Below are 25,384 nucleotides of genomic sequence, written 5' to 3' on the forward strand. Positions count from 1 at the left end.
ATTGGATCGCTCGCGCCAGCCGCTGCCGCGGCCCAGCCCTCACTTATCGTAGCGAAATGGGGTGGGTTCTGGAACGCGAGACAGCCCAAGGAATGGGAATGCGATAAGGCCGGTACCATCTGTCTGGATGGACTTGCTGATGTTCGATTCGTGGCGGTGCAGACGGTGAGCGGGCCCAAGATGCCGAGTTCTGTGGTGGCAGCAACCGTGTTCCATACGAGGCCGCGGCGAGGCGTACGGATGTTGGTCGCCATCAGCAGAGACGATGAGAGCAATCGAACAGGTCAGATTCTCTACTACGTTCTTCCTGGCAAGCACGAAGCCTGCTTCGATTATGAGCTCGCGCGAAAGCGAGGTTATCGCATTCCTGCGCGGGCAATCCGACACGGCGATAATATCTGTATTCCGGTCTAGCCGAGCGCCTTGGACAATATCACCCACTCGCTCGCCGGCGCCCTCGTCGGGCAGATGGGGCTGAAGCGGCGCTCGCGGTTCGCGATGGCCGCCTGCCTGCTCGGCGCCAATGCGCCCGATATCGACGTGTTCGCGCCGCTGGTGCTTCCGGTGCAGGGAATCAGCTTCCACCGCGGGCCGGTGCACGGCATCTTTGCCTGGCCCATCCTCGCCGCCGGGATCGTCGCCATCCTGTGGCTGGTCGACCGGCTGAAGCCGCGAGGCGAGGGGGCGCTCCCTTTCCGCGCCGGTCCATTGTTTGTCGTGGCACTGCTTGCCGTCCTCACCCATCCGTTCCTCGATTGGCTCACCACCTATGCCATCGCCTTGTTCGCACCGGCCGACTGGCACTGGTATTCGGGCGACGCGATCTTCATCGTCGACTGGGTCTACTGGCTGCTGATGATCGCCGGCGTCCTGTGGTCCGCTCGCCGCTGGGACAAGGCGCAGCCGAACCCCGGACGGCCGGCCCAGGCCGCCGGCCTCGTCATGCTCCTCTACATCGCCTTCAACCTCGCCGAGAGCAGTTGGGCGGAGCGAACCACCATCGACCTCCTGCGCCAACGCGGCATCCAGCCGACGCTGGTCGTCGCCAGCCCGCCGCCGCTCGCCTTCTGGCGCCGCAGCCTCGCATGGCGCAGCGCCGACAGCTGGGGCGGCGGCGACCTCGATTTTTCGAGCGGCCTGACCATCGCCCCGGATCTCCAGCCGCTCCGGCTCGACGATCCGCGCCTCGCCGCGGCCGAGAGCCACGACCCGCACGTCCGCGCCTTCCTCGTCTGGTCGCGGATGCCGATCGTCGTCGTCATCGGCGGCAAGGCCTATCTGACCGACCAGCGGTTCTACAGCGCGCTCCGCTCTTTGGCGATCCCCGCGCCGGTTCGAAAACTGTTCAGCCGCAACACCTTCCTCATCCCGCTCGACACGCCTGCCGGCCAGGAATAATCGGCAGTTCATGGCCAGCCGTGGGCAGCATCTGGTGCACGGGGATCGCGGGTTCGCGACAGGCGGCGGCCTTGTCGCGCGGCTGCTTGCGCCTGCTTTCGCGAGCGTGCTGGATCGGATCGACCGGCGGTTGGTGCAGGGCGGCATCGAGGCCACGCTCCCTGACGGAACCGCTCGCCGCATCGGCTTCCGGGCGCCCGGCCCCATGGCGGTCGTTCGGCTGAACAGCTGGATGTCCCTCGTCCGGCTCGCCACGTCCGGCTCGGTCGGCTGGTACAAGGCCTGGGCGTTGGGCGAGTGGTCGAGCCCCGACCCGGTTGCCATCTTCGAGCTGTTCTCGTCGAACGCCGTCGCGCTTGGCGACACCGGCCGCGCCAAGGGCCCGTTCCGGTGGATGAACGCGCTCGCTCATCGCCTCCGCGATAATGCTCCGGGGAAGGCGCGCGCCAACATCGCCGCCCATTACGACCTCGGCAACGACTTCTACGCCGCCTGGCTCGACGCCACGATGACCTATTCGAGCGCGCTCTTTTCTCCCGTCCCGCTGGCGGGAGGGGAAGAGGTGCGAAGCACCGAAGGAGAGGGCCTGTCCGTGCGCGACAAACCCTCCCCCAGCCCCTCCCGCAAGCGGGAGGGGAGTCTAGAAGCCGCCCAGCTGCGCAAGGTGAATGCGCTCCTCGACCGCCTTGACCTGAAGCCCGGCCAGCGTCTGCTTGAGATCGGCTGCGGCTGGGGAACGCTGGCGATGGAGGCAGCCCGGCGCGGCGCGGAGGTGGTCGGCCTCACCCTATCGACCGAGCAGAAGGCCTGGGCCGAGCGCAAGATCGCCGACCAGGGCCTCGCTGACCGCATCGAGATCCGTCTCCAGGATTATCGTGAAACTGACGAGCGCTTCGACGCGATCGCTTCGGTCGAGATGGTCGAGGCCGTCGGCCAGCGCTGGTGGGGCGCCTATCTCGACAGCATTGCCCGCAACCTGAAGCCGGGCCGCCGGGCGGCGCTTCAATTCATCTCGATGGATGACCGGCTGTTCGATCGCTATGCCCGCAACCCCGACTTCATCCAGACCTACATCTTCCCCGGTGGCCTGCTGCTCGACGAACCGCAGTTCGAGGCGCTCGCCGCCGAGCGCGGGCTCACCTGGCACGACCGCGAAGGCTTCGGCGGCGATTATGCCGAGACCCTGCGCCTTTGGCGCCGCCGCTACGATGCAGCGGTGGCTGAGGGGCGCCTCAGCGACTTCGCCGAGGAGTTCCACGACCTCTGGCGATACTATCTGATGTACTGCGAGGGCGGCTTTCGCGGCGGGGCCATCGATGTTGCGCAGGTCACGCTGGGGAAAGCGGACCGGACGCCCTGACGCGTTTCGCTTGAAGTCCGTTCGTCCATCCACGATATATTGCTCATTGCCGGGGGCCCTTCGCCCGCGGGAGAGGAGATAAGATGGCCAATTGGCAAGACCCGCGGATGACTGGAGCCAACCCGGCGACGGTCGGCGTTCCGCGCGCCGCCCGCGATGCGGGGCTCAGGTCGTACATGCTGTCCGTGTACAACTACATGGCCTCGGGCGTTCTTCTGACAGGGATCGTCGCTCTGCTGTTCGCCAACAGCAGCCTCGTGAACCTGCTCGTCAACCCGCAGACCGGCGCTCCGTCGCTTCTGTTCTACGTCGCGCTGTTCGCTCCACTCGGCCTCGTGATGTCGCTGAGCTACGGCATCAACCGGATGTCGACGGCGACGGCGCAGATGGTCTTCTGGATCTACGCGGCGTTGATCGGTGTGCAGTTCTCGACGCTTTTCCTGGTCTATACCGGAGTGTCGATCGCTCAGACCTTCTTCGCGACCGCGGTGTCGTTCCTGGCCGTCAGCCTTTATGGCTACACGACCAGGCGCGACCTGTCGGCCATGGGCACGTTCCTGCTGATGGGCGTGGTCGGGCTGTTCGTCGCCCTCCTAGTCAACATGTTCCTGCGCTCGCCGGGCTTCGACCTCGCCATCAGCGCGATCGGCGTCCTGCTGTTCGCCGGACTGACCGCCTATCGCACGCAGCAGATCAAGAGCGGCTATTTCGCCGTCGCCGGGACGTCGGTTGCGGTGAAGAGCGCCGTGATCGGGGCGCTCGGCCTCTACATCGCATTCATCAACATGTTCCTGTTCCTGCTTCGCTTCATGGGCAACCGCCGCTAGTCGCGGAACAGCACCGAACAAGGAAGGGCCGGGGGAAACTCCGGCCCCTTTTGGTTTCCGCCAGGGCGTCTAACGCAGAGCCGATGCCGTTTCCCGCCTGTCTTGCCGCCGCCGCGCTCGCCGCCTCGACTCCCACCGCCGCCACGATCGCCGCAGTTCCCATCGAGCAACTGCACGGCCGGGGCGCGGTCGTGCCATTCACCGAATATGAAGCAGAGAACGGCTGCTCCAATGGTATATTGCTCGGTCCCTCGCGCGCACTTTATTCCATTGCCGCGGAAGCCTCCGGCCGACGCGCCGTTCGGCTCGATCGCCCGGGCCAGTTTGTGGAGTTCACGCTTCGCCGGTCGGCCAACGCGGTCACGGTCCGCTACGCCGTCCCGGACTCAGTGCACGGGAGCGGCCTCAGCGGAACGCTGGGGCTGTATGCCGCCGGCGAGCGGCTCGGTTCGCTCGGCGTCACGTCCCGGTACGGCTGGTATTATGGCGCCTATCCGTTCACCAATCATCCGTCGGACGGTCGCGGCCATCACATGTTTGACGAAGCACGGCTGCGTTTCGCAAAGGTCCTGCCGGCCGGAACCAGGGTTCGGATCGCGGTCGGCCCCGAAGATAGCCTGCCCTGGTATGTCGTCGACCTCGCCGATTTCGAGCTTGTGCCGCCGCCGCTTGCTCGGCCAGCGGCATCGCTCGATGTCGTCTCATTCGGCGCCGATCCGTCGGGGCAGCGTGAGAGCTCCAGCGCCTTCGCGAAGGCCATTGCGGCAGCCCGGATTCGGCACCGCCCGGTATGGATTGGACCCGGAACCTATCATGTCGATCGCCACCTCATGGTCGACCGCGTGGCGATCAACGGCGCCGGCCCATGGTACTCCATTCTGAGCGGCGACGGCGTCGGTCTATATGGCTCGGCCCACGCATCCGCCGTGCACCTCGCCCACTTCGCGATCATCGGCGACGTCCGCGAGCGCAACGACAGGACCAAGCTCGCCGCGGTGGGCGGCACCCTGGGCGGCGGGTCGACCATCGATGACCTATGGCTGCAGCATCACAAGTCGGGCGTCTGGCTCGATGGTCCGCTCGATCGAGTCACGATCCGGAATATGCGCATCCTCGACAATACGGCCGACGGCATCAACCTGAGGCGAGGAGTGCGCGACGCCCGCATCGAGAATGTCTTCGTCCGCAATTCCGGTGACGACGGCATCGCCTTGTGGTCGCATTATGCCGCGGACAGCGGCGACGTCATCGCTCATTCCACCGTGGTGGCGCCGATGCTCGCCAACGGCATCGCCGTTTATGGCGGGCGAGACATCCGCCTGACAGCCAATGTCGTCGCGGACACGTTGACGCAGGGCGGAGGCATCCACCTCGGCAATCGCTTCCGCGCCGTCCCATTCTCCGACGCGATCTCGATCAACGACAATTTGCTGGTGCGAAGCGGCAGCTTCGACCCGAACTGGCAATTCGGCGTCGGCGCCCTGTGGCTCTATGCGCTCGACGCCCCGATCCGCGCCGACATCCGCGTCTCGCGCACCGAGATCGTCGACAGCACGATCACGGCTCTCCAGTTCATCGGCAAGCCGATCCGGTCAGTTCGCCTGGCGCGCACGACCGTCGATGGCGCCGCCGGCTGGCTGCAGTTGCAGGGGGGCGGCGACGCGCTGGTCTCGGACTTGCGGGCAAGGAATATAGAGGTTCCCGGCTATCTTCGCTGCACTGCCCGCTTCCGGCTGCGCCTGCAGCGGGTCGCAGCCGACCTCGCAGCACCCTCCACGAGGCTATGTGGCAGGCTCGATGCAGCGACCGTCGAGAGACGGCTCGGGCAGTGACGCCGAGTCAGGCGGGCTGCGGCTGGCGGGCTTCGGCCTCCGCTTGCGCCTGATCGTCCAGTTCCGCCGCCCGTTTGTACGCGGGGCGCTGCTGCAGGCGCTCGGCGTAGCTCGTGAACCGCTCGCGCTTGTCGAGCAGGCCGAACATCATGGGGAACATCAGCTGTGAACCGACATAGACGTCGGCGGCGGTGAACCGGGCGCCGCAGACGTAATCTCGTGTGGAGAGCAAAGCGTCAACCACGCCGATTGCCCGCTCGAAATTGCCGTAGCCGAACATTCGCTCGCGCTCCGGCGTCGGTTCCCAGCCCATCGCCTTGTTCGACACGGCAGCCTCGATCGGGCCTGCGGCAAAGAACATCCAGCGGTAATAGTCGGCCTTTTCGTCATCGCGCGGCCCGAGGCCCGCTTGGGGAAAGACGTCGGCGAGATAGGCGCAGATCGCCGCGCATTCGGTGACGGTGCGGCCGCGATGCTGGATCGCCGGGACCTTCGCCATCGGGTTGACGGAGCGGTAGCCCTCGGCCCGAAGGTCGGAATAGTCGATGATCTGGGTGTCGTACGGCTCGCCGATCTCCTCGAGCATCCAGCGAACGATCCGCCCTCGGGACTGCGGGTTGGTGTAGAAGATGAGATCGGACATGGCGTGTCTCCCCGGCTCTGAATGGGGACCGATCTACGCTTGTTCGATGATATCCTCCAGCATTTCGAGCGACGTCTTCAACTCGGGCCGTAGGGGATTTTAGCGGAAGGATCGGCTCGGAAACGGTCGATCGCATCCGACTGGCGCAGGATCTTGCTCTCCGGGTCGACCGTGACGAGGCTCAACGGACTCGGCAAGGTCAGCGATCCATGTCCGCCGGTCATCGGCACGATTTCGATTCTGCCATCCACTCTGACGTCGATCGGCATCGGAAAGGGCAGGCCTTTCGGCGTCTTCCACTGCAGGCTGAGCGAAGTCCCGGAGCGGCTGACCACTAGGCGCGGAAGTGGGGCCTGACGCAAATATACTTCGAAGAACCAGTGAAGATCGCGATGCGATTCCTGGTTGACCAGCGCGATGAACTCGTCGGTCGAGGCGAAGCGCGGCTGGAAATTGCCGGGCCGCGGTTCGACGCGCCCGTAGACCAGCCGCCGGGTCGCGCGCCAGAAGGCGTCGTCGCCGATCATGCTGCGCAGCGTATGGAGCACCCAGCTCGCCTTGTAATAGATGTCGTTGCCCGGACCCTTCGCTGGATCGCTCACGTCGTCCTCGGTCGCATGTCGGCCAGACACGATCGGATGCCTGTTCGCGATCTGCTGGCGTTCCTTGAACATGGCTGCGTCGTAGGCCATTCGCCCGTCCAGCCACTCCAGCGTCAGCGGCTGCATGTAGGTCGCGAAGCCTTCGTGAAGCCACATGTCGTCCCAATCGGCATTGGTCAGCTGATTGCCGAACCATTCGTGGCTGAACTCATGGTCGAACAGCCAGTCATAGCCTTCCGGCGCCGCCTTGTAGGCATTGCCGTAGGCGTTGATCGTCTGATGCTCCATGCCGAGGTGCGGAGTCTCGACGACGCCGACCTTCTCGGCACCCCAAGGGTAGGGGCCGATGGTCGCTTCGAAGAAGTCGACCGTGCGCTCCATCTCCGCGAGCAGCGCGGCGGCCTGGCGATCCTCGCCGGGCAGATACCAATATTGGATCGGGAAGCGGTTACCGAATCGGCTGAGGTGGTTCGACTGGGCGAGCCTGAACGGGCCGACATCGATGGCAACTGCGTAATTGTTGGGATGCGATGCCTGCCAGTTCCAGCGGGTGCGGCCGTCGGCGAGATGGTCGACACCGAGCAGGCGGCCGTTGGATGGCGCCGACAGCCCCTTCGGCACGATGATGTGCTGGGTGACCGTTCCGACCTCGACCTGGCTGTTGTCGAAGCACGGCCAGAACAGGTCGCAGCCCTCGCCTTCGACCGCGGTCGCCACCCAGGGTTCTCCGCCCGGCGCATGTGCCCAGACAAAGCCGCCATCCCAGGGCGCGTGGCTGGCGATGTGCGGACGTCCTTCGTAGGTGATCGCGAGCGTCAGTCGATCTCCGGCGCGCTTTGCGCGCGGCAGGCGCACGGCGACGAGGCCGCCATCATTGGCCCAGGCCGGCCGATCGAGGGTTCGTCCATCGGCCACGATCGCGCTGATCGGCAGTTCGGGATCGAGGTCGAACTGAAGGCGGTCGATAGGTGCCTTAACCAGAAAGGCAAGCACCGCGCGCGCGTTGATCCGCTGAGCGCTCGGCTGGACGTCGAACGTCAGGTCGGCCGTCTGGAATTCGACCGATCGCTGCTCCCGGGTGAGAGGCAATCCGCTCTGCGCGGTGCGCACCGCCAGCGGGCGTTCGCCGGCATGGCCGAGCCAGACGATGCCAAGGAGGACCAGCGCCAGGATCGACAGGATGGCCCACGGCTGCCAGTCGCGGCCGTGCTTCTCGGGTCGTTGCCCCTCCGCTGGGTTCAACCGCGCTCACCCTTGCCCGTGCTTACAGGCATCGGTGCGGGCGCAGTGCCGGTGCGGTCACTCGCGCTTTGGTCGCGGGTGGCGCGGAACTCGCTGTCGGGCGACCAGTTCGGCCACTCGCGCGAATTCGCTAGCCGCTCGCCGACCGCGTGGAGCATCTCTCCGTCCCGCGCGAGCCCGCTGAAGTCCCATTGCGGCGACCATTCGTCACTCGGTTGATGGTAATGGTGGGCGGTGTAGTCGGCGGAAAGCGCCTCGCCGCGGGCGGTGCCGCCGTTGACCATGTCGTTGCCGGATTCGAAACTGACCGCCGGCACGCCGACTTTGGCGAACGAGAAATGGTCGGAGCGATAGAAATGCCCGGCCTCCGGGTGCGGGTCGGCGGCGAACGCACGGCCTTCGCGCTTGCCCTCGGCGATCAGGTCGTCGAGCAGGTCGAGGCGGGCGCTCCCCGAGATGGAGAAGTTGCGCGTCGGGCCCCAGACGTTGAGCGCATCGGTGTTGAGAACGCCGACCGTCTTTCCGAGTGGATAGAGCGGATGGGTCGCGTAATAGTTGGAACCGAGCAGCCCCTTCTCCTCGCCCGTGACGGCGAGGAACACGATCGACCGCTGCGGCCGCGGGCCGTGCGCGAAAGCCCGCGCCTGCTCGACCAGCTGGGCGACGCCCGTCGCGTTGTCGACGGCGCCGTTGTAGATGGTGTCGCCGGTCGCGTCGGGCTTGCCGACGCCGAGGTGGTCCCAATGGGCGCTGTAGATCAGGGTCTCGTCGGGATGGCTGCTTCCGGGCAGGAGTCCGACGACATTGTGCGACGTGATCACCTGCGGGTTGGCGGCGTAGCTTGCGCTGAGCGTCGCCTTGAGTGGGATTGGGTGGAAGTCACGCCGCCGGGCCGCAGCCTTCGCCTGCTCGAAGTCGAGACCCGAGCGCCGGAACAGATCGACTGCAAGCGGCCGCTGGATCCACGATTCCATGCCGCTGTGAGCCGCCGCCGGATCCTGCCGGACGATGTCGAACTGTGCGTTGGTGTTGGAGTTCTGGACGACGTTCCACGGATAGGATGCCGGCGCCGTCTCATGGACGATGATCACGCCCGCTGCGCCGTGCCGCGCGGCTTCCTCGTACTTGTAGGTCCAGCGGCCGTAGTAGGTCATGGCCTTGCCGCCGAAATCACCTTCGCCGCCCTCGAAGTCGGGGTCGTTGATCAAGACGACGATGACCTTGCCGTGGACGTCCACGCCCTTGAAGTCGTCCCAGTTGCGCTCCGGCGCCGTCACGCCATAGCCGACGAACACCAGTGGCGCATTGGCGATGGTGACCTGCTTCGCGCCGTTTAGCGGCGCCAGGATGGCGATGTCCGGACCCTGCCGAAGCGGGACGACGGTGCCGTTTTCGTTCAGGCTGATCTGCGGCGTTCCGACGATCTCCGACTGCAGGAGCGGCACCGCCTGGAACCAGCTGCGCTGGCCGTTGACCATGTCGCCCCCGGGCTGCACTCCGGCTGCTGCGAACTGCTTCGCGATATAGTCGATGACCGTCGGCTCGATCGCCGCTGCGGTCCCGCGGCCCTGAAACCCGTCCGAAGCCAGGGCCTTGTCGATGTCAGACAGGCGCTCAGGGCTGAACTGCCCGGTTGGGGCGGCGACTGCGGCGCTGCCGACAAGGGCGAGGACGCTCGCGGAAATCCAGCGAAGTCGGTTCATGTTACTCTCCTCGGGTTGCGAGCCCGGCGTCCAGGGGCGCCGCGGCGGAAGCGGGTCAGCAGCCGACTAGTTAGTGGGCGAGGGCGATGGAAGCCCTTGTATGGCGTTTTGGTCTACTGTATTGCTCGAACAATACAGGAGAATGGCCGATGATCCGTTTCGCGCTTCTGCTTCTCGTGCCCGCCGTGTCGCTCGCCGCTTGCAACGTGTCGCGAGGCGACGGCGACGCCGAAAACGTCACGATGAAGGCCGACGCGAGCGGCAACGTCAGCTTCAACCTTCCGTTCGCGAAAGGGGACGTCAAGCTTCCCGAAGGCGCGATCCGGAGCAGCGATTTCGACATTGACGGCGTGAAGTTGATGCCAGGCGCGACGATGCACGGCTTTAACATGAATGCCGGCAATCACGGCGCGACAGTCCACCTCGCCTTTGAGGCGCCTGGTGCCCCCCAGCAGGTTCGCGCCTACTTCCTAGACCAGTTCAAGCAAAAGGGCGTCGAGGCCACCCAATCCGGCGACGCGATCAGCGGCAGGACGCGCGACGGCGATCAGTTCACCATCGACGTGCAGCCGGTCGGCCAGGGGTCCTCGGGGACGATCGCGATCCAGTCAAAGGACTAGTGCGCGGCGACCTCCGCGGCATAAGCTTCAAAGCCGTGGAGCGCGAACCTGATCGGCTTCATGTTCGCCGTGCATGAGCGATCAAGCACGCCATACGGATTGGCGAGAAACGCAGCTTCGACTTGAACGAGGCAGCCGTCGCTAAAGCTATGCCCGACGCCCGGAACCGTGATGATTGTCGAACGGGGCAGCAGTCGTGCAGCCGCCACGGTGTCGGAGTTGGTGACCGCGGTATCGAGAGCTGCGGAATAAAACAGGACTGGTATGTCGCTTTTGACAGGGCGCCACAGATTTCGCGGCGGCCCCGATATCTTCCAGGAATTGCACAAGCGATCCATCGCGTCGGTAGGCGTCGCCGCCAGGGCCAGGTAGGGATAACGCCGGGCCGCTGCTTCGTAATCGGGCTTCGTCGGGCGATTTCCCAGGGCACTGCAATAGAGGGTCGTTTGCGCGGCGACATCCGGATTGGCCATGTCGGGAATGCCAAAGTCGTCGCCCTTCGTCGCGTCGATCCATCTGGCCACGAGCGCGGCATCACCCTTCTCGGCCGTTTCAATCGCAAGCGGGACGAAAGTGAGTGATCCCGGGTCGGGCGCGAAGGCAGCCATCCCTAGCAAAGCCTGGTAGAGATCGACGGGCGTCAGACGGCGCGAACGGCCCATCAAGCGCTCGCGGCCGAGACGTTGCATTGCCCGGCCCAGTGACGCCGCCATTTCGGGGAACCGCGCACGGCAACTGGGCTCGCGATTGCATTCGCGCTGCATCGCCGCCAGTCCCCTGGCGAAGGTCGAAACCTGCTCCCGATTGCGAGAGTCCGGGGGAATGGCGACCCCGACGACCGCGGCGCGCAATCCCGCGGGGTGTCGTCCGATCAGATCGAGCGCGGGGAAGCTCCCGTAGGATGCGCCCCAGACCTCATAGCTCGAGTAGTTCATGGCCCGCGCGATGTCGCGCACATCCTGGGACGAGGTGGCGGCGTTCAAGGCGTCGAGATCCGTGCCGCGAGCTTCGATCTGCCGCCGGCATTCCCGTGATTGCACAAGGACCGACCGGAGGCGTGCTTTGATGGTCGAGCCCGTCGCCGGGGCGACGACGCATTTCGTATCGGGCTCCGACCGGCCCATTCCGCGATAATCGAAAAAGACGACGTCGCGCGTGGCGCGCACGAGTTCCGTGAACGGTGCGTTCTTCAGACTTGATGCCGTGATGTTGGCGGCCATCGGGCCATACCAGAGCCGGATGAGCGCAGTTTGGCCGCGCGTCGCGGAATTTTTGGCGGCGACCTTCACGACCCACAGCCGAAGCGTCGGGCTGTCGTTCACTTCGTGATGCGCCTTGACCGTCACCCATCCGCACGAGACGCCATTCACTGCGGGCCAGTCCGGAGCTTCGTCGGTGAACTGGCAGGGCGCCGAGTCGAACCTTGGTATTTGAAGCCGTTCTTCGGTGGTTGCGGCGCGGGTAACGCCGCCGACACCGAAAGCCGCAAGGCCAGCGAACCCGGCAATCCATCTCGCAAACAGCATCGGTCTCATCGAGGGCCCAGGCGTTTCCGGCTTGGACTTTAGACATCTCTGCTGATCCAGCAACGGACGGCGCACCCACAGCAAAAAGGCCGGGAGTCTCCTCCCGGCCTTCCGTCGTGTTGTGCGGGCTTATTCCGCGGCCGGGGCTGCGTCGTCGGCTTTGGGCTTGGCTGCCGCCTTAGGCTTCGGCTTGGCGCCGGCCTTCGCCTTGGCGGCCTTGGGCGCGGCGGGCGTCATTTCGAACGCGGGGGCATTGTCCTTGATGCGGACCTTGACCTCGCCGCCGTTGACCAGCTTGCCGAACAGCAACTCCTCGGCGAGCGGCTGCTTGATCTTCTCCTGGACGAGGCGGCCCATAGGTCGAGCGCCGTAGAGCTTGTCGTAGCCGCGAGCAGTGAGCCACTCGCGTGCTTCATCGTCCAGTTCGATATGGACGCCGCGGTCGGCAAGCTGAAGCTCGAGCTGCAGGATGAACTTGTCGACGACGCGAGCGACGACGGCCGGCGGCAGATAGCCGAACGGGACGACGGCATCGAGGCGGTTGCGGAACTCCGGCGTGAACATCTTGCGGATCGCGTCCTCCTGGACGTCCTCGCGGCTCGATGCGCCGAAGCCGATCCCCTCGCGCGCCATGTCCGATGCGCCGGCGTTGGTCGTCATGATCAGGATGGTGTTCCGGAAATCGACGGTCTTGCCGTGGTGGTCGGTCAGCTTGCCGTTGTCCATCACCTGCAACAGGATGTTGAACAGGTCCGGGTGCGCCTTTTCGATCTCGTCGAGCAGCAGGACGCTGTGCGGCTGCTGGTCGACCGCGTCGGTGAGGAGGCCGCCCTGATCGTACCCGACATAGCCCGGAGGCGCGCCGATCAGCCGGCTGACCGAGTGCCGCTCCATATATTCCGACATGTCGAAGCGTTGCAGCGGGATTCCGAGCACGGAGGCGAGCTGGCGCGCAACCTCGGTCTTGCCCACGCCGGTGGGGCCGGAGAAGAGGTAGTTGCCGATCGGCTTGTCCGGCTCCCTAAGGCCGGCCCGGCTGAGCTTGATCGCGGAGGCGAGCTTCTCGATCGCCAGGTCCTGGCCGAACACGACGCGCTTCAAATCTGCCTCGAGGTGCTCGAGGACGCGTTTGTCGTCGGTCGACACGCTTTTGGGCGGGATGCGCGCCATCGTCGCGACCACCGCCTCAATCTCCTTGGCGGTGATGATCTTCTTGCGGCGGCTCGGCGGCACCAGCATCTGCATCGCGCCAACCTCGTCGATCACGTCGATCGCCTTGTCCGGCAGCTTGCGGTCGTGGATGTAGCGCGCCGACAGCTCGACCGCGGACTTGATCGAGTCCGGCGTGTAGCGAACATTGTGGTGCAGCTCGAACGCTGCCCGCAGCCCCGAGATGATCTTGATCGTGTCCTCGACCGTAGGCTCGTTGACGTCGATCTTCTGGAACCGGCGAAGCAGCGCGCGGTCCTTCTCGAAGTGGTTGCGGAATTCCTTGTAGGTGGTCGACCCGATGCAGCGGATCGCGCCCGAGGAGAGGGCCGGCTTCAAGAGATTGGAAGCGTCCATGGCGCCGCCTGAAGTCGCGCCGGCGCCGATCACCGTGTGGATCTCATCGATGAACAGGACCGCATGCGGCAGCTTTTCGAGCTCCGAGACGACCGACTTCAGCCGCTCCTCGAAGTCGCCGCGGTAGCGAGTGCCGGCGAGCAACGCGCCCATGTCGAGCGAGTAGATGACGGCGGGCTTCAGGACGTCGGGAACGTCGCCCTCGACGATCTTGCGGGCGAGGCCTTCCGCAATGGCGGTTTTGCCGACGCCGGGATCGCCGACGTAGAGCGGGTTGTTCTTGGACCGGCGGCAGAGGATCTGCACGGTCCGGTCGACTTCCGACATGCGGCCGATCAGCGGGTCGACCTTGCCGGCGCGGGCCTTCTCGTTGAGGTCGATGGTGAATTGCTTGAGGGCCGATTCCTTCTTGGCGGCGCCTTCCTTTTCAGTCTTGTCCTCGGTGCCTTCGGGAGCGCGGGTCTCGGGCGGGGTTTCGCCCTTGCCAACGCCGTGGCTGATGTAGGTCACGGCATCGAGCCTGCTCATGTCCTGCTGCTGCAGGAAGTAGACGGCGTAGCTCTCGCGCTCCGAGAAAAGCGCGACCAGGACATTGGCGCCGGTGACCTCGTCCCGGCCCGACGACTGGACGTGCAGGATCGCCCGCTGGACGACGCGCTGAAAGCCGCTGGTCGGTGTCGGATCGGTGGCGCTGTCGGCGACGAGGGCGCCGAGCTCATGATCGAGATATTGCTTCACGCTGGCGCGCAACTCGTCGCGGTTGACACCGCAGGCGGTCATCACCTTTGACGCGTGATCGTCATCAATCAGCGCGACGAGGAGGTGCTCAAGGGTCGCATACTCGTGCCGGCGCTTGCTGGCTTCCCCTAGGGCGTTGTGCAGGGTCTGTTCGAGTTCGCGAGCGAAACTAGGCATTTAGCTGGGTACTCCGTACCCGCGGGGAAAGCCCGCGGGCTTTGAGTGGAATGTCATATGTCCCGTCCCGGCAATCAAGGGCCAGCCCCGGGCTTTTCCCCAGTTATTGCATTGGACGACCCCGAGGGCGGTCCGCTCAGGGCTTCTTGAACAGCTCTTCGGCCGCGGAGCGGTGGATGGCGGCGCGATCCATATGCGCTTCAACCCTGGCGATCTCGGCCTTCAGGGTCTCAACCCGCTCCTTCAACTCGTCGATCGACATCGGTTCGAGGTCCTGCTTGGCAAGATCCACCAGCGGATCGCCAGGCTTGCTCGGGAAGAGGTCGTCGAGGTCCACGGGGAGCCCGTTGACCCTCCGACCGCCCAAGTCAATAAGCCGGCCCCTATGCCGGATCTCCCTTCGACGATGAAAGCGGTGGTCGCGCCGGTGGGCGGTGGTACCTCCGAGCAGTTGACGCTTTCAGAGCGGCCGCTGCCGAAGCCCGGACGCGGCGAGGTGCTGGTCAGGGTCGCAGCAGCCGGGGTCAACCGGCCTGACGTCCTTCAGCGCATGGGCCATTATCCGCCGCCGCCGGGCGCGCCCGACATCCTCGGGCTCGAGATCGCCGGCGAGGTGGTCGACGCGGGCGAGGGGACGACCCACCGGATTGGACACAACGTCTGCGCTCTGGTCGCGGGCGGCGGGTATGCCGAATATTGCGTGGCGCCGGCCGGCACCTGCCTCCCGGTCCCGCCGAGTCTGCCGCTGGTCGAGGCGGCGGCAATGCCGGAAACGCTCTTCACGGTCTGGACCAACCTGTTCGAACGCGGCTTCGCGGGCGACGGCGACTGGGTGCTGGTCCACGGCGGCACCAGCGGGATCGGCACCATGGCGATCAAGCTCGGCGGCCTTTTCGGCCTTAAGGTGATCGTCACTTGCGGCAGCGACGAAAAATGCCAGCGCGCCCGAGAAATCGGGGCCGCCGAAACGATCAACTACCGTAGCGAGGACTTTGTCGAGCGGGTGAAGGCGGTGACTAACGGGGCGGGAGTCACGGTCGTGCTCGACATGGTCGGTGGCGACTATGTCGCGCGGAACATCGCCTGCCTCGCCGACGAGGGGCGCCACGTCTCGATCGCCGTCCAGCGCGGGGCTAAGGCCGAAGTGCCGATCGCCGAGGTCATGCGGCGGCGCCTGGTCCTCACCGGGTCGACGCTGCGCCCGCGCCCCGTCGAGTTCAAGGCGATGGTCGCGGACGACATCCTGAAGACCGTCTGGCCCTATGCCGAAGGCGGCCGCCTTCGTCCGGTGATCGATTCGACCTTCCCGCTGGCGGATGTCGCCAGCGCCCACGCGCGCATGGATTCGGGCGAGCACGTCGGGAAGATCGTCCTGAAGGTCGCATCCTGAACAGTCCAGCCTTGCCCCTGGATCGGCGCAAGGGTATCGGCGAACCAAGCCGGCCGCTCCGTGAAGGGGCGGCCCTATTTGTTTTCGAGAACACCGGAGAACCCCAGTGGCCCAGCCCCTGATGCCCCACGCAACCGCCGCCTGGCTGGTCGACAACAGCTCGCTGACATTCGAGCAGATCGCCGAATTCTGCGGTCTTCACATCCTCGAGGTGCAGGCGATCGCCGACGACACCGCAGCGACCAAGCTGACCGGCCGCGACCCGATCCGCGCCGGGGAATTGACCCACGAGGAAATCGAAAAGGGCCAGAAAGACGCCGATTACCGCCTGCAGATGCACAAGGCCCCGGATGAGGTACGCCGTACCAAGGGCCCGCGCTACACGCCGGTGTCGAAGCGTCAGGACAAGCCGGATGGAATCGCCTGGATCATCCGCAACCATCCCGAGGTGACCGACGGCCAGATCAGCAAGCTGATTGGCACTACGCGGACGACCATCGCCGCGATCCGCGACCGCAGCCATTGGAACATGGCCAACATCACGCCCAAGGATCCAGTCACGCTTGGCCTCACTACTCAGCGCGAACTCGACGCCGCGGTCGCCAAGGCGGCGCGCGCGGCAGGTGCGTCGGCACCGTCCGACACGCGTCTCGAAAGCGACCGCGAGGCGCTCCTGGAGCAACTTCGCAATGAGCGCGAGCAGCACATCCGCGAAGCAGAGGCGGCACTTGCGGACGCCGATGGCGAGGCTCTTCGCGACGAGATCGTGCCCGGCATCCGCGACCCGTTCAAGAACACTCCATCGTCCTAAGCGCGCCTTGATTCCGGGCATAGCGTGGCTCAAACAGCCGGGATGGACGCTGCCGAGACGGACGTCAGCCAGTTGAGCTTCGAAGCTGCCCTTGCGCGGCTGGAGGAGATCGTGCGCACGCTCGAGAAGGGCGAGGCGCCGCTCGACCGCTCCATCGAGCTGTATCAAGAGGGCGATCGGCTGAAGCGGCATTGCGAAGCGAGGCTGCGCGATGCCCAGACGCGGATCGAACAGATCGCGCTCGGCGCCGACGGCCGCCCATCCGGCGTGACGCCTTTCAATGCCGATTGAGACGATCGATCGGGTCGGCACCGAACTCGACTCCGAAGCCGCTCGCGTATCTGCCGAGGTCGACGGCTTTTTTTCTCGTCTGCTTGCTCCGACCGGCGATTCTCGCGAGCCCCTCTACGAGGCGATGCGCCACGCTGCGATCGGCGGCGGCAAGCGCCTTCGCCCGCTGCTTACGGTCGCCGCCTCGCGGCTTTTCGCGATCGATCCTGAGCGGGCGCTGCGGGTCGGCTGTGCGATCGAGGCGATCCACGTCTATTCGCTTATTCACGACGACCTCCCATGCATGGACGATGCGGAGCTAAGGCGCGGCAAGGCGACCGTGCATCGCGCGTTCGGCGAGGCCGAGGCTGTGCTCGCGGGCGACAGCCTGCACGCGCTGGCGTTCGAGATCGTCGCCGATCCCGAGACTCACGAGGACCCATGGGTTCGTTCCGACCTGGTACTGGAGCTCGCGCGGGCGGCCGGCCCGTCGGGTATGGCCGGCGGCCAGATGATGGATCTCGCAGCCGAGGGTCGGGAGCTCGACCTGCCGGCAATCACCCGCCTTCAGCAGCTCAAGACCGGTGCGCTCATTGAATATGCGGTCGAGGCGGCGTGCATCATGAACAAGATGCCGGCGGAATCACGAACGCCCTATCGCGGCTACGCGCGCAACGTTGGCCTCGCCTTCCAGATCGCCGACGACCTCATCGACCATAGTGGTGACGAGGCGGCGGCCGGCAAGCCCACCGGTCGCGACGCCCATGCCGGCAAGGCGACCTTCGTTTCCCTGCTAGGGCCGGACCGCGCCCGCCAGCAGGCCAGCCTGCTGGTCAGCCAGGCAATCGAACATATCGCCGCTCACGGAAGCGAGGCGGACCTTCTCCGCGCGATCGCCCGCTTCGCGGTGGAGCGGGACCGCTGACGATGACCATCGCTGTCTATCCGGGCACCTTCGACCCGATCACGCTCGGCCACCTCGACATCATCCGGCGCGGTTCGCATCTCGCCGACAAGCTGGTTATTGGCGTTACGACCAATCCGTCCAAGGAGCCGATGTTCACGGTCGCCGAGCGGATGGCGATGGTCCGCCGCGAGGTCGCCGACCTTGGCACTGCGGTCGAAGTTGTCGAATTCGACTCCCTGCTGATGGACTTTGCCGAAGCGCAGGGGGCAACGATGATCCTGCGCGGGCTGCGGGCCGTCGCCGACTTCGAATATGAGTTTCAGATGGCGGGGATGAACCAGCAGCTCAATTCCGACATCGAAACCGTCTTCCTGATGGCCGATGTTTCGCTGCAGCCGATCGCCTCGAAGCTGGTCAAGGAGATCGCCCGCTACGGCGGCGCGATCGACAAGTTCGTGACGCCGGCGGTTGCCGAAGACGTCCGCAGGCACCTCGCCACAACGCGTTAAGGCTGGCGTCAGCGCCTGCGTTGCACTAGCCGGTGGCGCCAGCCGAGGGGAGTTTTCCATGTTGTCGAAAGCCATGTTTGCACTGCCGTTCGCCGCGCTGGCGCTTGGCGCCGCTGCGCCTCGTCCGGTGGCTGCGCCAGTGCCCGCTCCGCCGAGTATCCTGGCGCCGGCCGATGTCGCAGCCGTCGCGGCAAACCATCTGTTCCTGCAGCTTTCGAACGGCAGGACGGTCGAGATCGTCATGCGGCCCGATCTTGCGCCCCAGGGCGTCGCACGCATCCAGACGCTGGTCCGGCGCGGCTTCTACAACGGTCTCAAGTTCCATCGCGTGATCCCGGGATTCATGGCCCAGGGCGGCGACCCCAAGGGTGACGGAAGCGGCGGTTCCGAGCTTCCCGACGTGAAGGCCGAGTTTACCAGCGTGCCATTCCTGCGGGGAATGTTCGGCGCGGCGCGCTCCGACAGCCCGGATTCGGCCAACAGCCAATTCTTCATCATGCTCGGGCGGACCTCGAGCCTGGACAATAATTATACCGTGCTCGGCCGGGTCGTCGCCGGCATGGACGCGGTTGATGCGATCGCTCCCGGCGAGCCGCCCGAGAATCCCACCACCATCGTGCGCGCCTGGCTCGGCGACGGGCCGCCGCCGCCGATTCCAGCTCCTGCACCGGTCGCGGCGCCAGCGCCGGTGACGGCGCCGCCGCCTCCGCCCGCCGGCTGATGCGTGTCGAGCTCTTCGACTTCGACCTTCCAGCCGACCGAATTGCCCTGAGACCCGCCCGGCCGCGCGACAGCGCGCGGCTGCTGATGGTCGATGGGCGTGCGTTCTCCGATCACCTCGTCAGCGATTTGCCGGGCCTTCTTCGCCCCGGCGACGTGTTGGTGTTCAACGACACCAAGGTCATTCCCGCGCAGCTCGAAGGCAGGCGAGGCGAAGCGACGATCGGCGCCACCCTCCACAAGCGCGAAGGAACGCGCGAGTGGCGCGCGTTCCTTCGCAATGCAAAGCGGGCAAGGGACGGCGACGAGATCGACTTCGGCGCGGGCGTTGCGGCGTCGGTTTCGGACAAGGGAGAGGATGGATCGGCGCTGCTGCGCTTCCACGGCGAGGAGCCGGTCGAGCTTTTGCTCGAGCGCGCGGGGAGCATGCCGTTGCCGCCCTACATCGCCTCGAAACGCGCCGTCGATGCAAGCGACCGTGAGGACTACCAGACCATGTTCGCGCGCGAGGAGGGAGCCGTCGCCGCACCGACCGCGGCGCTCCATTTCACGCCCGACCTGCTCGATGCCCTCGACGAGCGCGGCATCGCTCGCGAGACGCTGACGCTCCATGTCGGCGCGGGCACGTTCCTGCCGGTCAAGTCGGAGGACACGGCCGACCACAGGATGCATGCCGAATGGGGCCACATCGACGCCCCCACGGCCGATCGCCTCAACGCCGTGCGGCGCGGCGGCGGACGGCTGATCTCGGTTGGCACCACCAGCCTCCGCCTGCTGGAAAGTGCGACCGGAGAGGACGGAGTCATTCGTCCATTCGAGGGCGACACGTCGATCTTCATCACACCCGGCTACCGCTTTCGCGCGGTGGACGGCCTGATCACCAACTTCCATCTCCCGAAGTCGACGCTATTCATGCTGGTCAGCGCGCTGATGGGCCTGGACGTCATGCAGTCGGCCTACGCCCACGCCATCGAGGCCGGGTATCGCTTTTATTCCTACGGGGATGGCAGCCTGCTGCTGCCCGAGCTGCGCTCATGACGCGCTTCTCCTTTTCGATCTCCGCCATGGACGGCGGGGCGAGGACCGGCGTCATCTCGATGCAGCGTGGGGAAATCCGGACGCCGGTGTTCATGCCGGTCGGCACTGCGGCGACGGTGAAGGCAATGCGGCCGGAAGAGGTGCGAGCAGCGGGCGCCGATATCATCCTCGGCAATACCTATCATCTGATGCTTCGGCCTGGCGCCGAGCGGGTCGCGCGCCTTGGCGGGCTGCATGGCTTCATGGGCTGGGATCGGCCGATCCTGACGGACAGCGGTGGCTATCAGGTCATGAGCCTGTCGGAGCTGACGAAGGTGACGGAGGAGGGCGTCGCCTTTGCCAGCCACCTCGATGGATCGCGGCACATGCTGAGCCCCGAGCGGTCGATCGAGGTGCAGCGGCTGCTAGGCTCCGACATCGTCATGCAGTTCGACCAGCTGGTGCCGACGACCGCCACGCGCGAGCAGCAGCAAGAAGCGATGGAGCGCTCGATCCGCTGGGCGAAGCGGTCGCGGGAAGAGTTCGACCGTGGCGGCGAACACGCCGGGAGCTCGGCGATCTTCGGGATCCAGCAGGGCGCGCTCGATGAGCGGCTGCGGCGCGAATCCGCCGACGCGCTGATCGCGATCGGCTTCGACGGATATGCGGTCGGCGGGCTCGCGGTGGGGGAGGGGCAGGAGGCGATGCTGGCCTGCCTCAATTTTGCGGTTGGCCAGCTGCCGGCGGACAAGCCGCGCTACTTGATGGGCGTCGGCAAGCCCGACGACATCGTCGAGGCGGTCCTCCGCGGAATCGACATGTTCGATTGCGTCCTGCCGACCCGATCAGGGCGAACCGGACAGGCGTTCACCGCCGATGGGCCGCTCAACCTGCGCAACGCCCGTTTCGGCGAAGACCCGGAGCCTATCGAGCCCGGCTGCCCGTGCCCCGCCTGCGTGACGTTCAGCCGCGCCTACGTCCATCACCTCGTGCGCTCGGGCGAGATCCTGGGCGCGATGCTGATGACGCAGCACAATCTCTGGTTCTACCAGCGCTTGATGCAGGCGCTGCGTGGAGCGATTGCGGAGCAGCGGCTGACGGCCTTCGCGAGCGCGTTCCTCGACCACTACCGGCGGCCGGGTTAGTCCGCCGCTTCCAGCTTGTCCTGAGTCCGGAGCTCGAAGTCGCTGGCATCGTGCCGTTCGTGCAGCTGCTCGGACGGATCGCCGGAAAGCTTGTTGACGATGCGACCTCGCCGGACGGCCGGGCGGGCGTCGATCTGCCTCGCCCAACGCATCAGATGCTCATATTCGCTGGTCGCCAGGAACTCCGCGGCGCCCTCATAGGTGCGGCCGAGCGCGACTCCGCCGTACCAGGGCCAGATGGCAATATCAGCGATGCTGTAGTCGGGGCCGGTGATGTATTCGTTGTCCGCGAGGCGGCGGTTGAGGACGTCGAGCTGGCGCTTAGCCTCCATCGCGTAGCGGTTGATCGCATATTCGATCTTCACCGGGGCATAGGCGAAGAAATGGCCGAAGCCGCCGCCAAGGAATGGCGCGCTGCCCATTTGCCAGAACAGCCAGGACAGGGTCTCCGCGCGCTTCGGGCCGGACGTGGGGAGGAACGCGCCGAACTTCTCCGCCAAATAGACGAGGATCGCGCCGGATTCGAACACGCGGACGGGCTCGGTGCCGCTGCGATCCACGAGGGCGGGGATCTTGGAATTGGGGTTTACGTCGACAAAGCCGCTCGAGAACTGGTCGCCTTCGCCGATGCGGATCGGCCATGCGTCATACTCGGCGTCGGCGTGTCCTGCGGCGAGAAGCTCCTCGAGCAAGATTGACACCTTCTGGCCGTTCGGCGTCGCGAGCGAGTAGAGCTGAAGAGGGTGTATGCCGACCGGAAGCGCCTGGTCGTGAGTCGGGCCGGCCAACGGGCGGTTGATGCTTGCGAACTGTCCACCGCTGGGCTGATCCCAGGTCCATACCCTGGGCGGCACGTAATCGGTCATTGCTGAGATCCTTGTCGTCGCGTCAGGCGAGCGAGCTAGGGACGGGCGGGAGGGCTTTCCAGTGTCAGCGATGTGCCCGTCGCGCGGAGACGGTGAGGCCGCCAGGCTGGCGGATCAGCCCGCGCTTTGCGTGAGGAAGCTCGGCATCGGTCCGTTCCACTCGGACTTGAGGTCCTCGACGACTGGCGAGCGTTCGGCGCGCGCTTCATCCTGCGGCTCAGGCCTCGGCTCGCGCCGCTGACGATCGCGCGGCTCGGCCGCAGCTTTCGGCGTCGCCTTGCCACGACCGCGCCTCGGGCGCTCGGCGGCCTCGGCCTCCGGGGGCTGCGCTTCCGCCGCCGGCTCGGCCTTGCCGACGCGCGGGATCTTGTGGCCGATCAGCTTCTCGATGCGCTCGACGGCTTCGCCATCCTCGCGAGTGGCGAAGGTGATCGCGATGCCCTTCATGCCGGCGCGGCCGGTGCGGCCGATGCGGTGGACATAGTCATCGGGCTGCCAGGGCACGTCGAAATTCACGACATGGCTGACGCCCTTCACGTCGAGGCCGCGGGCAGCGACGTCGGACGCGACGAGGACGTTGATCTCGCCGCTCTTGAAGCGGTCGAACTCGGCGATGCGGTCCGCCTGGTCCATGTCCCCCTGGATCTGACCCGCCGCGAAGCCGGAGCGCTTCAGGCTGCTTGCAAGTTCGCGGACCGTCGTCTTGCGGTTGGAGAAGACGATCGCGTTCCTGAACTCCTCGTGGCGCAGGATGTCGCGAAGCGCGTCCTTCTTCCTGTCGCCACGAACCTCGACCAGCCGTTGTTCGATATTGACGTTCGCGGTGGCGGGGCGGGCGACCTCGACCCTTTTGGGGTCGTTGAGGAACTTCTGCGACAGCTTCTGGATCGGCGGCGGCATGGTCGCCGAGAAGAGAAGGGTCTGGCGCGACGCCGGCAGCTTCGAGCAGATTTCCTCGATGTCCGGGATGAACCCCATGTCGAGCATGCGGTCGGCCTCGTCGATGACCAGCAGCTCGCAGCCGTTGAGCATGATCTTGCCGCGGCCGAACAGGTCCATCAGTCGGCCCGGCGTCGCGATCAGGACGTCGACGCCCTTCTCGAGCGCCTTCACCTGGTCTCCCATCTGAACGCCGCCGATCAGCAGCGCCATCGAGAGCTTGTGATATTTGCCGTACTTCTCGAAATTCTCCGAGACCTGCTGGGCCAGCTCGCGCGTCGGCTCCAGGATCAGCGAGCGCGGCATGCGCGCCCGGCTGCGCCCGTGGTGAAGAATATCGATCATCGGAAGAACGAAGCTCGCCGTCTTGCCGGTGCCGGTCTGGGCGATGCCGATCAGGTCCTTGCCCATGAGCACGCTCGGGATCGTCGCGCGCTGGATCGGTGTCGGCTCATTGTACCCGCTGTCCTCAACGGCGCGGAGCAATTCGTCGGAAAGGCCGAGGTCGGCGAAAGTCATCCAGATTCCGGGTTAGATGGGGTCATTGCCCGCTCGCAAGCGGACGCCGCACAGATGCAAGCGCTATGCTGACGGGGCGAAAAATGTCAAGAAAACGCTAGCGTTTCAGCTTCGGGACCAACCGTGCGAGGCTCTGGACGCTGCAGCTTCCGCCCATCCGGGACTGGATCGCGTCGCGCCCGGCGCAGAGGCGGTCGTCCTCGGGTTGCAGGTAAAAGCCGGTATAGAAATCGAGCGCCGGACAATCGTTATCTAGGTGAGCACGCACTCGGCTGTTATCTGCCAGGATGAAGTCCAGCTGGGCCGGCCCGGACATCAGCGCGTGGCGGATGGCGCCGATCGGAATGCACTTCGCTTTCTTGCTCTCGACCCAGGCCATGCTGGGCGCAGACCGGGACTGGAGGGGCACGCGAAGGATGATCTCGTCCTGCACGACGAGCCGGGTGACGACGGTTCCGACGGGCTCCGGCTGCACGCCGAAAATGCCGAGCAGGAGCGGCAACAGGCCGAACAGGCTTCCCGGGATCATCGACCGCTCATCCAGGCGCGACTTCGCAGCCGAGCCTTGAACATTCAATGAATTATCGCCGTGCCGCGTCGTCGGGCGGCCACTCGCGGCCAGCGGCGGCTTGCCTAAACCGCGAGAGGTTAATAGAGGCCAGCCGCAACGTCCGGCGCGCGCTCGCGCTGCCACGAGCAATGGATTCCAGGAGATATCTTGCAATGGCGAGTGCCGCGCCGACCCAGAGCATGCCGCTGTTCTACAATGCGATCGAGCCGCTGAACGCCAACCAGCACGGTAAGATGAAGGTTCGGCCGATCGAAAAGTCGCCGGCCATCGCCTCGACCCACGCCATCCCCGTCACCGTCGACGAGTTCGGGCTTGTGCAACGCCACTACCCGATCGTCTTTTCGGTCGGCGACATGCCGGTGCCGATCGCGCTGATGGGCCTGAACGAAGGCGTCAACGTGTTCCTGGACGCCGACGGACGGACGCTCGATCCGACGATCTACATCCCGGCCTATATCCGCCGTTATCCGTTCCTCCTCGCCCGCCTGAACCCGAGCAGCGACGAGCTGTCGCTGTGCTTCGATTCGACCTCGGGCGCGGTCGGTGAGTTCGACGGGGGCGAGCCTTTGTTCGACGGCGACCAGCCGTCGGCGGCGACGAAGGCGATCCTTGAATTCTGCGAGCAGTTCGAAACGGCCGGCCAGCGGACCTCGGCCTTCGTCGAGGACCTCAAGAAATCCGGCCTGCTGATGGATGGCGAGGTCGCGATCCAGCCCGAGGGCTTCGACCAGCCGTTCGTCTATCGCGGCTTCCAGATGGTCGACGAAGAAAAGCTTAGGAACCTGCGCGGCGACGAGCTTCGCAAGATGAACCAGAACGGCATGCTACCCCTGATCTTCGCGCACCTTTTCTCGCTTGCGCAGATGCGCGACGTGTTCGCGCGCCAGCTGCAGCAGGGCAAGGCGCCAGCTCCTGTCCCGGCTCCGCAGCCCGCCCCTGCGAACGCCTGAGGGCGCTGCTTATTCGGCGGCGGTCGCGAACCGTTGCCCGAGGAGATGCTCACCTAGCCGTTCGGCGAGGGTCTCGATGAAGCAGGCGATCCGGTCGAACCCCGGCCCCGGTTCGCGAAGGTCCTCGTCAAGATAGAGGCCGCGGTCGATCTCCACCTGCAATGCGTGGATGTTGCGGGCGGGGCAGCCGTGACGCTCGACGACATGCCCGCCGGCAAACGGGTCGTTGAAGCCGACCTCGAAGCCGCAGTCTCGGCCGACGCGCAATGCTTCGCTGCTGACCCACCAGCCCGAGCTCCGGCCGCGGCGATCGCCGATCACGATCTCGGGCATGCCGTCGCCCGCGGGCGGCATGGAATGGCAGTCGAGCAGCAGCGCACAGCCGAACCGCTCGACAGTTTCGCCGAGCAACTCCGCAATCGCGCGATGATATGGCCGGTGCGCCTGCTCCAGGCGTTCATCGAGCTGGTCGCGGGCGACCGGGCTCCGCCAAAGATAGCCGAATTGCGACGTGCGCGCCGGGATGATGCCGAGCC

25 protein-coding genes are annotated in these 25,384 nt (G+C 65.8%); 15 read left to right on the forward strand and 10 right to left on the reverse strand.

The genetic code is table 11. The features are described from left to right. The 5 genes from JOZ79_RS03620 to JOZ79_RS03640 form a co-directional block, all read left to right on the forward strand. On the forward strand, nucleotides 1–414 hold a 414-nt coding region (locus JOZ79_RS03620), incomplete at its 5' end, for a hypothetical protein (RefSeq protein WP_294070700.1). Between the two features lie 9 nt (nucleotides 415–423). Next, entirely contained in the window at nucleotides 424–1,398 is a 975-nt protein-coding gene (locus tag JOZ79_RS03625; RefSeq protein WP_294070703.1) for a metal-dependent hydrolase, read from the forward strand. 10 nt (nucleotides 1,399–1,408) lie between these two features. Next, nucleotides 1,409–2,758, forward strand: a complete 1,350-nt coding sequence (locus tag JOZ79_RS03630; RefSeq protein ID WP_294070706.1) for a cyclopropane-fatty-acyl-phospholipid synthase family protein — start codon at nucleotides 1,409–1,411, stop codon at nucleotides 2,756–2,758. Nucleotides 2,759–2,841: 83 nt separating this feature from the next. Next, on the forward strand, nucleotides 2,842–3,585 hold the full coding sequence (locus JOZ79_RS03635) for a Bax inhibitor-1/YccA family protein (RefSeq protein ID WP_294070709.1): 744 nt from the start codon (nucleotides 2,842–2,844) through the stop codon (nucleotides 3,583–3,585). An 83-nt stretch (nucleotides 3,586–3,668) separates the two neighbouring features. Further along, nucleotides 3,669–5,417, forward strand: a complete 1,749-nt coding sequence (locus JOZ79_RS03640; protein ID WP_294070712.1) for a glycosyl hydrolase family 28-related protein — start codon at nucleotides 3,669–3,671, stop codon at nucleotides 5,415–5,417. A gap of 7 nt (nucleotides 5,418–5,424) precedes the next feature. Here the strand turns inward: JOZ79_RS03640 and JOZ79_RS03645 are convergent, their stop codons facing one another. The 3 genes from JOZ79_RS03645 to JOZ79_RS03655 form a co-directional block, all read right to left on the reverse strand. Continuing rightward, a complete protein-coding gene (locus JOZ79_RS03645) occupies nucleotides 5,425–6,060 on the reverse strand; it encodes a glutathione S-transferase family protein (RefSeq protein ID WP_294070715.1) in 636 nt (211 codons plus the stop codon). Nucleotides 6,061–6,137: 77 nt separating this feature from the next. Further along, a complete protein-coding gene (locus JOZ79_RS03650) occupies nucleotides 6,138–7,904 on the reverse strand; it encodes a M1 family metallopeptidase (RefSeq protein WP_294070718.1) in 1,767 nt (588 codons plus the stop codon). Continuing rightward, the gene (locus tag JOZ79_RS03655) at nucleotides 7,901–9,607 is read right to left on the reverse strand and encodes a M28 family metallopeptidase (protein WP_294070721.1); all 1,707 of its coding nucleotides are present in this window, start codon (nucleotides 9,605–9,607) and stop codon (nucleotides 7,901–7,903) included. The genes JOZ79_RS03650 and JOZ79_RS03655 overlap by 4 nt, the downstream gene beginning before the upstream one ends. 149 nt (nucleotides 9,608–9,756) lie before the next feature. On the opposite strand from JOZ79_RS03655, the gene JOZ79_RS03660 reads away from it, so the two are divergent. Beyond that, entirely contained in the window at nucleotides 9,757–10,227 is a 471-nt protein-coding gene (locus JOZ79_RS03660; protein ID WP_294070724.1) for a hypothetical protein, read from the forward strand. Here the strand turns inward: JOZ79_RS03660 and JOZ79_RS03665 are convergent. From JOZ79_RS03665 to JOZ79_RS03675, 3 genes are all read right to left on the reverse strand, one after another. Continuing rightward, a complete protein-coding gene (locus JOZ79_RS03665) occupies nucleotides 10,224–11,516 on the reverse strand; it encodes an alpha/beta hydrolase (RefSeq protein WP_294070727.1) in 1,293 nt (430 codons plus the stop codon). The two genes, JOZ79_RS03660 and JOZ79_RS03665, sit on opposite strands and share 4 nt — an antisense overlap. Before the next feature lie 366 nt (nucleotides 11,517–11,882). Then, on the reverse strand, nucleotides 11,883–14,234 hold the full coding sequence (gene clpA, locus JOZ79_RS03670) for an ATP-dependent Clp protease ATP-binding subunit ClpA (RefSeq protein WP_294070730.1): 2,352 nt from the start codon (nucleotides 14,232–14,234) through the stop codon (nucleotides 11,883–11,885). Nucleotides 14,235–14,370: 136 nt separating this feature from the next. After that, nucleotides 14,371–14,571, reverse strand: a complete 201-nt coding sequence (locus JOZ79_RS03675; RefSeq protein WP_294070735.1) for a DUF1192 domain-containing protein — start codon at nucleotides 14,569–14,571, stop codon at nucleotides 14,371–14,373. A gap of 69 nt (nucleotides 14,572–14,640) precedes the next feature. Between JOZ79_RS03675 and JOZ79_RS03680 the strand changes: the two genes are divergently transcribed. The 8 genes from JOZ79_RS03680 (at nucleotide 14,641) to tgt (ending at nucleotide 21,003) form a co-directional block, all read left to right on the forward strand. Continuing rightward, entirely contained in the window at nucleotides 14,641–15,624 is a 984-nt protein-coding gene (locus tag JOZ79_RS03680) for an NAD(P)H-quinone oxidoreductase (RefSeq protein WP_294070772.1), read from the forward strand. 121 nt (nucleotides 15,625–15,745) lie between these two features. Further along, nucleotides 15,746–16,435, forward strand: a complete 690-nt coding sequence (locus tag JOZ79_RS03685; protein WP_294070738.1) for a DUF1013 domain-containing protein — start codon at nucleotides 15,746–15,748, stop codon at nucleotides 16,433–16,435. Nucleotides 16,436–16,477: 42 nt separating this feature from the next. Beyond that, on the forward strand, nucleotides 16,478–16,726 hold the full coding sequence (locus JOZ79_RS03690) for an exodeoxyribonuclease VII small subunit (protein WP_294070741.1): 249 nt from the start codon (nucleotides 16,478–16,480) through the stop codon (nucleotides 16,724–16,726). Then, nucleotides 16,716–17,630, forward strand: a complete 915-nt coding sequence (locus tag JOZ79_RS03695; protein WP_294070744.1) for a polyprenyl synthetase family protein — start codon at nucleotides 16,716–16,718, stop codon at nucleotides 17,628–17,630. The genes JOZ79_RS03690 and JOZ79_RS03695 overlap by 11 nt, the downstream gene beginning before the upstream one ends. Nucleotides 17,631–17,632: 2 nt before the next feature. After that, nucleotides 17,633–18,121, forward strand: a complete 489-nt coding sequence (gene coaD / locus JOZ79_RS03700; protein ID WP_294070747.1) for a pantetheine-phosphate adenylyltransferase — start codon at nucleotides 17,633–17,635, stop codon at nucleotides 18,119–18,121. Nucleotides 18,122–18,179: 58 nt separating this feature from the next. Further along, nucleotides 18,180–18,842 (forward strand): peptidylprolyl isomerase, encoded by a 663-nt coding sequence (locus tag JOZ79_RS03705; protein ID WP_294070750.1) that lies wholly within the window; start codon nucleotides 18,180–18,182, stop codon nucleotides 18,840–18,842. After that, complete coding sequence (gene queA / locus JOZ79_RS03710; protein WP_294070753.1) at nucleotides 18,842–19,879, forward strand: tRNA preQ1(34) S-adenosylmethionine ribosyltransferase-isomerase QueA; 1,038 nt, start codon at nucleotides 18,842–18,844, stop codon at nucleotides 19,877–19,879. Before JOZ79_RS03705 ends, queA begins: the two co-directional genes overlap by 1 nt. After that, nucleotides 19,876–21,003 (forward strand): tRNA guanosine(34) transglycosylase Tgt, encoded by a 1,128-nt coding sequence (gene tgt / locus JOZ79_RS03715; protein WP_294070755.1) that lies wholly within the window; start codon nucleotides 19,876–19,878, stop codon nucleotides 21,001–21,003. Before queA ends, tgt begins: the two co-directional genes overlap by 4 nt. On the opposite strand, the gene yghU is transcribed toward tgt, so the two are convergent. From yghU to JOZ79_RS03730, 3 genes are all read right to left on the reverse strand, one after another. Next, the gene (yghU, locus tag JOZ79_RS03720) at nucleotides 21,000–21,869 is read right to left on the reverse strand and encodes a glutathione-dependent disulfide-bond oxidoreductase (protein WP_294070757.1); all 870 of its coding nucleotides are present in this window, start codon (nucleotides 21,867–21,869) and stop codon (nucleotides 21,000–21,002) included. The genes tgt and yghU overlap by 4 nt on opposite strands. 114 nt (nucleotides 21,870–21,983) lie before the next feature. Then, nucleotides 21,984–23,327, reverse strand: a complete 1,344-nt coding sequence (locus JOZ79_RS03725; protein WP_294070760.1) for a DEAD/DEAH box helicase — start codon at nucleotides 23,325–23,327, stop codon at nucleotides 21,984–21,986. A 97-nt stretch (nucleotides 23,328–23,424) separates the two neighbouring features. Continuing rightward, nucleotides 23,425–23,856 carry a hypothetical protein gene (locus JOZ79_RS03730; protein ID WP_294070763.1) on the reverse strand — a complete coding sequence of 144 codons (432 nt, stop codon included), beginning with the start codon at nucleotides 23,854–23,856 and terminating at the stop codon, nucleotides 23,425–23,427. Between the two features lie 194 nt (nucleotides 23,857–24,050). Here JOZ79_RS03730 and JOZ79_RS03735 point away from each other — a divergent pair, with 194 nt between their 5' ends. Beyond that, nucleotides 24,051–24,848: a SapC family protein gene (locus JOZ79_RS03735; RefSeq protein ID WP_294070766.1), complete on the forward strand. Its 798-nt coding sequence runs from the start codon at nucleotides 24,051–24,053 to the stop codon at nucleotides 24,846–24,848. A gap of 9 nt (nucleotides 24,849–24,857) precedes the next feature. Here the strand turns inward: JOZ79_RS03735 and JOZ79_RS03740 are convergent. Beyond that, on the reverse strand, nucleotides 24,858–25,384 hold a 527-nt coding region (locus JOZ79_RS03740; protein ID WP_294070769.1), incomplete at its 5' end, for an N-formylglutamate amidohydrolase.

Origin of the sequence: Sphingomonas sp., assembly GCF_019242355.1 — a bacterium.
Taxonomy (GTDB): Bacteria; Pseudomonadota; Alphaproteobacteria; order Sphingomonadales; family Sphingomonadaceae; genus Sphingomicrobium.